Origin of the sequence: Ferrovum sp. (assembly GCF_027317285.1) — a bacterium.
GTDB lineage: Bacteria > Pseudomonadota > Gammaproteobacteria > Burkholderiales > Ferrovaceae > Ferrovum.
On record NZ_DAHVHV010000166.1, the window covers coordinates 1 to 539 of the forward strand.

Annotated in this window: 1 pseudogene; it reads left to right on the forward strand. The window is 61.0% G+C overall.

The features are described 5' to 3' along the window. Window positions 1–539 (forward strand): annotated as a pseudogene (rpoB, locus tag M6F29_RS12130) (DNA-directed RNA polymerase subunit beta); the annotation flags it as partial.

The following is a 539-nucleotide window of genomic DNA, read 5'->3' on the forward strand; positions in this document are numbered from 1 at the left end:
CCGATCGTCAGTTATTCGGGCAATGCGGCGTTGGAATACGTGGATTACCAGTTGGGCACGCCGCCGTTCGAGGAGTACGAGTGCCGCAATCGCGGCATGACCTATGCCGCACCGCTGCGCGTCAAAGTGCGCCTGGTGATCTACGACAAGGATAGTCCCGCCTCCAAGAAGGCGGTCAAGCTGGTGAAGGAGCAGGACGTGTACATGGGCGAGATTCCGCTCATGACCGGAACCGGTACCTTCATCATCAACGGCACCGCGCGCGTCATCGTCTCGCAGCTGCATCGTTCGCCCGGCGTGTTCTTCGACCACGACCGTGGCAAGACGCACAGCTCCGGTAAGCTGCTGTACTCGGCGCGCATCATCCCCTACCGCGGTTCCTGGCTGGATTTCGAGTTCGATCCCAAGGACGTGCTGTTCGCGCGCATCGACCGTCGCCGCAAGTTGCCGGTGACGGTGCTGCTGCGTGCGCTGGGATACAACAACGAAGAGATGCTGGCCATTTTCTTCGAGCACAACGACTTCCAGCTGGGCAGCGC